This window comes from Seonamhaeicola marinus, assembly GCF_008085455.1.
This window is the reverse complement of the sequence record NZ_VSDQ01000750.1, coordinates 1-486: the sequence shown is the minus strand read 5'-3', so window position 1 is coordinate 486 and position 486 is coordinate 1. Positions and strand designations below refer to the sequence as shown.

General features: G+C 35.4%; 1 protein-coding gene. It reads left to right on the top strand.

Features of this window, described 5'->3' with window-relative positions; genetic code table 11:
- The coding region (locus FUA24_RS23340; RefSeq protein WP_148545739.1) for an ABC transporter permease at positions 1–486 on the top strand (486 nt) is incomplete at both ends.

Genomic DNA, 486 nt, shown 5'->3' with positions numbered 1-486 from the left:
ATTAATATCTTTAATTATAGGCGTTTTTATGGGAAGTGTTGCGGGATATTATGGCGGAAAAACAGATGCTGTAATTATGTGGCTTATAAACGTAACGTGGTCTATACCAACGTTGCTGCTAGTTATTGCAATAACATTGGCTTTAGGCAAAGGTTTTTGGCAGGTGTTTATTGCGGTAGGTTTAACAATGTGGGTAGAAGTTGCTAGAGTTGTACGCGGACAAATAATTAGTGCTAAAGAAATGCAATATGTAACAGCTGCAAAAGCATTAGGTTATGGTAATTTTAGAATTATAACTAAGCATATTTTACCTAATATAATGGCGCCAGTAATTGTAATTTCGGCAGCAAATTTTGCGGCAGCTATTTTAATAGAAAGCGGATTGAGTTTTTTGGGTATTGGAGCTCAACCGCCTATGGCTAGTTGGGGTGCCATGATAAAAGATCATTATAATTATATTATTTTAGGGAAACCTTATTTAGCTAT